The following is a 6,999-nucleotide window of genomic DNA, read 5'->3' as shown; positions in this document are numbered from 1 at the left end:
CTCTGATAAGATTTTATTTGTAAAGTGGTCGTATTCATCAATGAACAGATAAATCTGTTGATTGGTCTTGACACATTCTTTATATAGATAATCCAGTTGCTCTACGGCTCCCTTTTTCTTATTCATTTCTTCCTTTATCCCTTCGGGAAGATATTGCGCATAGACATCACAGAAAAAGTTGAATTCTGTGTTGCAATGTGCGTCCAATGATTGCCGGTAACTATTTAATTCGGCATTAACTACGGCAAAGTTTAGATAAATGATGAGATATGAATTTCGTTCGGGAGTGGGATGCTTTCCTATGTACAGGTCGCCATACCATTTCTCAAACTTGTCCGCCTCTAATATGTTATAATAATGTCGGAGCATGGAGATCGTTAAGCTCTTTCCGAACCTTCGCGGGCGAATGTAAAAGAAATACTTGTTCGCGTTCTCTATGAGAGGGATATAATGTGTCTTGTCCACGTAATAACAATCGTCTTCGCGGACATCGATAAAGTTCATCATTCCATACGGAATACGTTTGCGCTTTACTGGTTGGTTCATAGCTCTTTCATTTTCTCACAAAAGTAACAATAAAAAATGAATATTGATGGATGGCAGTTATATAAATGATAGAATATCTTTAGTAGTCTCAATGCCATTATTGCTTATAGTGGGAAAGCGGATTTGCTCTTCTTTAGTGTGGAAACCCGTAATATTGAAAAGTGGATAGCTGAAGAAAAATAGATAATACAAAAAAGCGGCTCGTTGCAATGAGTCGCCTTTTATTATAATACATGAAAATATATACGAACTTTAAACTTCTTCGCACACCACCATTTTCATCCCTTGATAAACAACTATAATTTTGTGCAGCGTCGTTGTTCCGATTGCTTTTTGCACCGTTTCACTAGCGGCATAGCGGTTGGCTTGTGTGATAGCCTCTTGCCGGAGTTGCTCTACCTTTTCGTCACTATCCTTTCCTTTGGCATACTTCAGTTCGATAATGTAGGAATGGAGCATATCTTTATAAATATCCAGTAAGGGAAACATGAAAATGTCGGCATATCCTTCCTGATTCTCCTGTTCGGAGATGGGGCGATAGAAACGGTTCTGTGCGGTCATAGCCAACGTAAATCCATGTACGTATGCTTCGCCTTTTTGCTTGTCGCGCTGGGAAGAATATCGGTGCAGACATTCGGCGATATAATCGAAGTAGGCTTTCCAGTCGCCACGATAAGCCATAGCGGATGCCAGTTTCCCTTTTTCCCAGTTGTCAAAGCGGAGGTCCGCTTCGTTGTAGGTATCTAATAAGTAACTGTACAATTGTTCACGCACTACTTGATTGGGAATAGTCAACTTCGTTTCTCCTTCTAAAGTACCGCTGATAGTCAACATTCCGAAATAGAATAATAAGCTGGTAAAGTTATCCGGTTCTGCAACTGTTTCGGCTGGAAAACCTGTTTTCAATTCGCCGGTGACATATCCCTGTTGCACCAACGTCTGAATGGTCGAGGCATCATGAGCAAATTCTTTGTCTTTGCGGATCAACATTCGTAGTTTGTTGTAATCCACGCGGATGTTTTCTTCTACCATATTACGTGGCATATAGCCTCCATTCCGGATGTAATTATCCACAAAGTAGAGTACCATATTGGAGTTGTACATTGTAGTACTGCCATAACTTTGTTCTGCAAAACAGTAGTTGTCATACCAAGGTTTCATAGCTTCTATCAGCTCGTCGGTAGAGTGGTGAAACTGGCAGGTAGTGGCATAATAATCCAGCATTGCGCGTACCTCTTCTTCGTTGAATCCGGTCATTTCATTAAATTCCGGAGAGAGCGAATAATTGGTGCCGATATTGAATCCGCTGGTGAGATCGTCCATCGTGACGGGGCTGACACCAGTCACGAAGCAACGTTTGATAGTGGAGTCCGTGCCTGCTTTCACCGTATCGAAGAAGCTGCGCAGATAACCGGTTCCGTGTGTCTCGCTCTTGTAATCTTCCAGACAGGCAGGTTCTGATAAGATTTTGTTTGTAAAGTGGTCGTATTCATCAATGAACAGATAAATCTGTTGATTGGTCTTCACACATTCTTTATATAGATAATCCAGTTGCTCTACGGCTCCCTTTTTCTTATTCATTTCTTCCTTTATCCCTTCGGGAAGATATTGCGCGTAGACATCGCAGAAAAAGTTGAATTCTGTGTTGCAATGTGCGTCCAATGATTGCCGGTAACTATTTAATTCGGCATTAACTACGGCAAAGTTTAGATAAATGATGAGATATGAATTTCGTTCGGGAGTGGGATGCTTTCCTATGTACAGGTCGCCATACCATTTCTCAAACTTGTCCGCTTCTAATATGTTATAATAATGTCGGAGCATGGAGATCGTTAAGCTCTTTCCGAACCTTCGCGGGCGAATGTAAAAGAAATACTTGTTCGCGTTTTCTATAAGCGGGATATAATGTGTCTTGTCCACGTAATAACAGTCGTCTTCGCGGACATCGATAAAGTTCATCATTCCGTACGGAATACGTTTGCGCTTTACTGGTTGGTTCATAACTCTTTCATTTTCTCACAAAAGTAACAATAAAAAATGAATATTGATGGATGGCAGTTATATAAATGATAGAATATCTTTGGAACTATCCGGGTGGTAATAGCGAGAATACTTGTATCTTTATTGTCGAATAAATTAATAAATTGAGAAATGTTGAAAGTAGTAACATTTATGAAGCAGGTAGCCATGGGGCTACAGGTGGAGGGAAACTTCGGTACTGCGCATGTTTATCGTAGCAGTCTGAATGCCATCATTGCTTATTGTGGGGAAGAAGATTTGCTTTTTAGTGAAGTAACTTCGGAGTGGCTGAAGGGATTCGAAGTTTACCTTCGTAGTCGTGGTTGTAGCTGGAACACCGTTTCCACTTATCTGCGTACGTTTCGTGCGGTTTACAATCGTGCCGTCGATCTTGGGAAAGCTCCTTATGTACCTCATCTGTTCCGTTCTGTTTATACCGGTACTCGTGCCGATCATAAACGTGCGTTGTGTGATGACGATATGAAGAAGGTGTTTGCCAAATTGTCTCGTACATCCGGTGTGCCATTTGCTGTATGTCAGGCGCAAGAGTTGTTCATTCTGATGTTTTCGCTTCGTGGTATGCCGTTTGTCGATCTCGCTTATTTGCGTAAGAGTGATTTGCGTGATAACGTAATAACGTATCGCAGACGTAAGACAGGACGACCATTGTCGGTGACGTTGACTCCCGAAGCGATGATCCTGGTGAAGAAGTATATGAATCGCGATCTCTCTTCTCCTTATTTATTTCCATTGTTGAAAAGCCGTGAAGAAACTAAAGAGGCGTATCGCGAATATCAGTTGGCATTGCGCAGTTTTAACCAGCAGTTGATGTTGTTAGGTGAATTATTGGGATTATCCGATAAATTGAGCTCGTACACCGCCCGCCATACCTGGGCTACGACAGCTTATTATTGTGAAATTCATCCGGGCATTATTTCCGAAGCGATGGGACATTCGTCTATCACTGTGACGGAGACTTATTTGAAACCTTTCCGGAGTAAGAAAATTGATGAAGCAAATAAACAAGTTCTTGACTTCGTGAAACGCTCTGTTGTGGACGTAAATACTTGAAAATTACTCTGTTACTTTGTAGGTAACGGGAATGAATATCGGTGCAAATATGAGCATATTTCTTAAAATAACCAAACGAAATCATACATTTTTTCTAATAAACTACTCAAAATAGGAATTAACCAAATAAAACACGCGGATTCTTTGTATTAGGGCTTTGTTAACTTCTAAATTTTTGCAAAAGATCTCCTTCCCTCTACTGCCTTTCAGAAGCAGGGGTAAAAAAGTTTCATTGCTTATCGTATCATTTTTCAGTATTGACTACTCCCGAAGAGCAGGCACAAAGGTTTCTCCGTTACCTACAAAGTAACGGGTGGCTATTATTGAAACTTAGTGTTTAATAATATATTATTAATGTAATTTTTAAGTAGTTATGAAGAAAAATTTTGTTAGGGTAATGCTTTTCGGGGCATTGGCGCTTACAGTAAGTACAACCGTTACAAGTTGTAAGGACTATGACGATGACATCAAAAATCTGCAAGAGCAGATTGATAAAGTAACGTCCACTAATCCGGTGAGCACAGAGGACATGAAAACGGCCATATCTAGTGCCATTCAAACTTTGCAGACGCAGTTGCAGACAGCTATTGATGGTAAAGCAGATGCTAAAGCAGTACAGGATTTGCTGAAAACAGTAGAAGCATTGCAGACTGCATTGGAAAACAAAGCAGACGCAAGTACTATTAAAACATTGGGCGACCAGATCACCGCTCTTTCAGAACAAGTGAACTCTATCGAGGGAACTTTGAACAAAACGAAGGAAGACCTGGAAGCTAAAGTTGCCGACCTGACAGAGAAGCTGGCTGGTGCTGCATCTAGCGAAGACCTGGAAAAATTAGCTGATGAACTGGCAGAAGCTAAGAATGAATTGAAGGCTGTGAAAGAAATGGCTGATAATAATGCGGCTGCTATCGTTAGTATACAAGCTAATATTTTAGAACTGCAGAAATTGGATGGCAGAATCAGTGCATTGGAAACATTTAATCAAAACGCTGCATCGAAGGATGATTTAGCTGATTACGTAGCCCATTCTGAACTTGCAGGATTGGTTGATGACGAAGTTCTGGAGTTGCTGAAAGATAATGGCTCTATTGCTAAATACGTAAACGATGCTATCGAATCACAGGTATTGGCGGAAGCCTCTGCTATCAACCTTGCTATCAAAGGTGTAGACGGTAGATTAGCAACGTTGAGCACTAACTTTGAAACATATAAACAAGAACAGGCAACTGCTTACCAAACTGTGACTGGTAATATCACTACGCTTACCACATTCAAAACGACTATCGAGACAGCTTTAACTGATGGTGGTTATGAAAATTTTGCGGCAGTATTGACTGAAATTACCACGATTAAAACCAGTTATGGTTATTGTGCTACTAAAGAAGTTTTCGATGGTAAAGTAGAAGCTTATCTTGCTGATTATAAAAAAACGGTAAATGATAAATTCGCTGCATTGGAAAAACGTCTCACGGCACTTGAAAACCAAATTCAGAGCATTGTTTATATTCCTGAATATGAAGATGGACAGGTGAAATTTATGTCTTATTTCTACGATAATAAATTGGTAGCTGAAACAGAACCGATCCGGATGAAATTCCGTATTTCTCCTGCAACGGCCGCTGCCAACTTCGCAGAGAATTATACTCCTTCGTTTGATGGACAGGAAATAAAGACTCGCGCAGCCGAAATTTATCACATCGAAAAGACTGAAGTAGACGAAGCTACAGGTATCGTCACTTTTACTGTTTCTACTTCAACGGACAAGAGTTTCGCTGTTAGTCTGAATCTTATCGCTAAAGATCAAAGCAAGAATCTTACTAACATTAGTTCTAACTATTTCCCGGTAATTTCGGACTATAGAGCAGTTACTGGTGTAGCAGTGAAATCACCAAACGAAGCAGCAAGTTCAATTCTTTATGATAAACCTCTGTCAGTTATAGACTATGCAACAGGAGCTGTTCTTCAGATCACAGGTACCGACAGAGCTGGTAAGAATATTGATAATGAGCCAATGGCAAGTAGTGTGAATACAGAGAAGTTTGTAGTAACCTACAGCGTAGGTGGAACTGATCCGGAGTCCTATACCATTGAAAATGGCGTGTTGAAGTTGACGACATATAATGATGCTTCTTTTAATGGTAAAAAAGTAACTCCCGAGGCTAAAGTGGAAATCATTGGTACTAATTTCAGTAAAGTTACTACTTTTACTGAAGTTACAGCTAAAGCAGCATCGGCAGATCCAGAGGTGCCTTCAACTATTGCAGCAATTGAGTTTGACGGAACAAAAGAACAGGTAGCTGATGTAACAGTTACTTATGGTACTATTGGTGGTAGCACTGATATTGGTATTCTACAGGCTGCTTATGAAAAATTGCCACAAGAAAACTTTACTTTCAAACCATCTGCTACAGGCGGAGTGACTTTGAGATTTAAAGCTAATACCACAAAGAATGAATTGGAAATCGTAGTTCCGAAAGGTACAGAAGCTGGTACTTATGTACCGGAAGTGAAAGTGAAAGTTTCTGATGTGCAGAACTTTACATTGAAACCGTCAATCGAAGTTAAAGTAACAGCCGCTACCTATACATTGGTATATGATGGCAATCTTACTAGTGGAACTATGGCGTTGAAGCCTAATCTTATTCCAATAGCTAAGCCGACATCTTTGAATTTCGCAATGAGTATTCCTACTCTCTTTACTAACTATGAGACCATTGTGGAAAAAGCAGAGGCAGTAGGTGCTACCGTTCAATTCTCTTTGACAGAGGAGATTACCGGAGTTTCAATTGTAAACAATGTATTGACTATTGATAAGACCTATTCTAATCCTGATCCTGCGAAAGATATAGTTGTTGCCGCTAAAGTAATAGCTAAAAACACTGCTGGTGAAGATGTAGAATTAGTTGTTGCTAAGGAAACTACCTTTACTCTTACTGATGTCAGTGGCACATGGGCAGCTCCTGGTAGTACTGAAATAAAAATTGGTAGTGACAATTTGAATAATAGCTTCCCACTTGCGAAAGATTTTAAATGGACAGCTTCTAATAGTAAGGTAATGTGGAAAGATGGTGCAGAAGTAACCGCTGGTACTGACTGGGGAGTAGCTCCATTAGGTATATTCGGATTTGTAGCTCCTACATTTGAATTAGCTGATGCTGACAATGCTAAATATGTAATTCTGAATAAGAATACAGGTGCTTTCTCTCTTTCCGAAGCAGGAAAGGTGTTAAGCGTAAGTAAGGATATTGTTGTTAACATTGTTGCTGAATCACGTTGGGGAACTATCACTGGTTATGATGCTGCTAAGACAGTTACAGTGAAAATCGACTTAAGTAAAGAAGCTGCGAGCATATAATAAAC

At 40.1% G+C, this 6,999-nt stretch carries 4 protein-coding genes; 2 read left to right on the top strand and 2 right to left on the bottom strand.

Annotation, left to right across the window (positions count from 1 at the left end):
* Together BSAG_RS25405 and BSAG_RS21205 are read right to left on the bottom strand one after the other, a co-directional pair.
* Positions 1–546, bottom strand: a 546-nt coding sequence (locus BSAG_RS25405; RefSeq protein WP_008997294.1) for an AAA family ATPase, incomplete at its 3' end; no start/stop codon positions are given.
* Between the two features lie 252 nt (positions 547–798).
* Complete coding sequence (locus tag BSAG_RS21205; protein WP_008997293.1) at positions 799–2,547, bottom strand: ATP-binding protein; 1,749 nt, start codon at positions 2,545–2,547, stop codon at positions 799–801.
* A gap of 150 nt (positions 2,548–2,697) precedes the next feature.
* On the opposite strand from BSAG_RS21205, the gene BSAG_RS21210 reads away from it, so the two are divergent.
* Positions 2,698–3,636: a tyrosine-type recombinase/integrase gene (locus BSAG_RS21210; RefSeq protein ID WP_004314753.1), complete on the top strand. Its 939-nt coding sequence runs from the start codon at positions 2,698–2,700 to the stop codon at positions 3,634–3,636.
* Between the two features lie 397 nt (positions 3,637–4,033).
* On the top strand, positions 4,034–6,994 hold the full coding sequence (locus BSAG_RS21215) for a hypothetical protein (protein WP_004314754.1): 2,961 nt from the start codon (positions 4,034–4,036) through the stop codon (positions 6,992–6,994).
* The last annotated feature ends 5 nt before the right edge of the window (positions 6,995–6,999 follow it).

The sequence above is a fragment of the Bacteroides sp. D1 genome, from assembly GCF_000157095.2.
GTDB classification, from domain to species: domain Bacteria; phylum Bacteroidota; class Bacteroidia; order Bacteroidales; family Bacteroidaceae; genus Bacteroides; species Bacteroides xylanisolvens.
Note: the sequence above shows the minus strand (reverse complement) of the source record. Positions and strands in the feature narration are given on the sequence as shown.

What these genes read in the sequence shown, in the direction of transcription:
- BSAG_RS21210 (WP_004314753.1), top strand. Translation starts at nt 2,698, where the DNA reads ATGTTGAAAGTAGTAACATTTATGAAGCAGGTAGCCATGGGGCTACAG.
- BSAG_RS21215 (WP_004314754.1), top strand. Translation starts at nt 4,034, where the DNA reads ATGCTTTTCGGGGCATTGGCGCTTACAGTAAGTACAACCGTTACAAGT.
- BSAG_RS21205 (WP_008997293.1), bottom strand. Translation starts at nt 2,547, where the DNA reads ATGAACCAACCAGTAAAGCGCAAACGTATTCCGTACGGAATGATGAAC.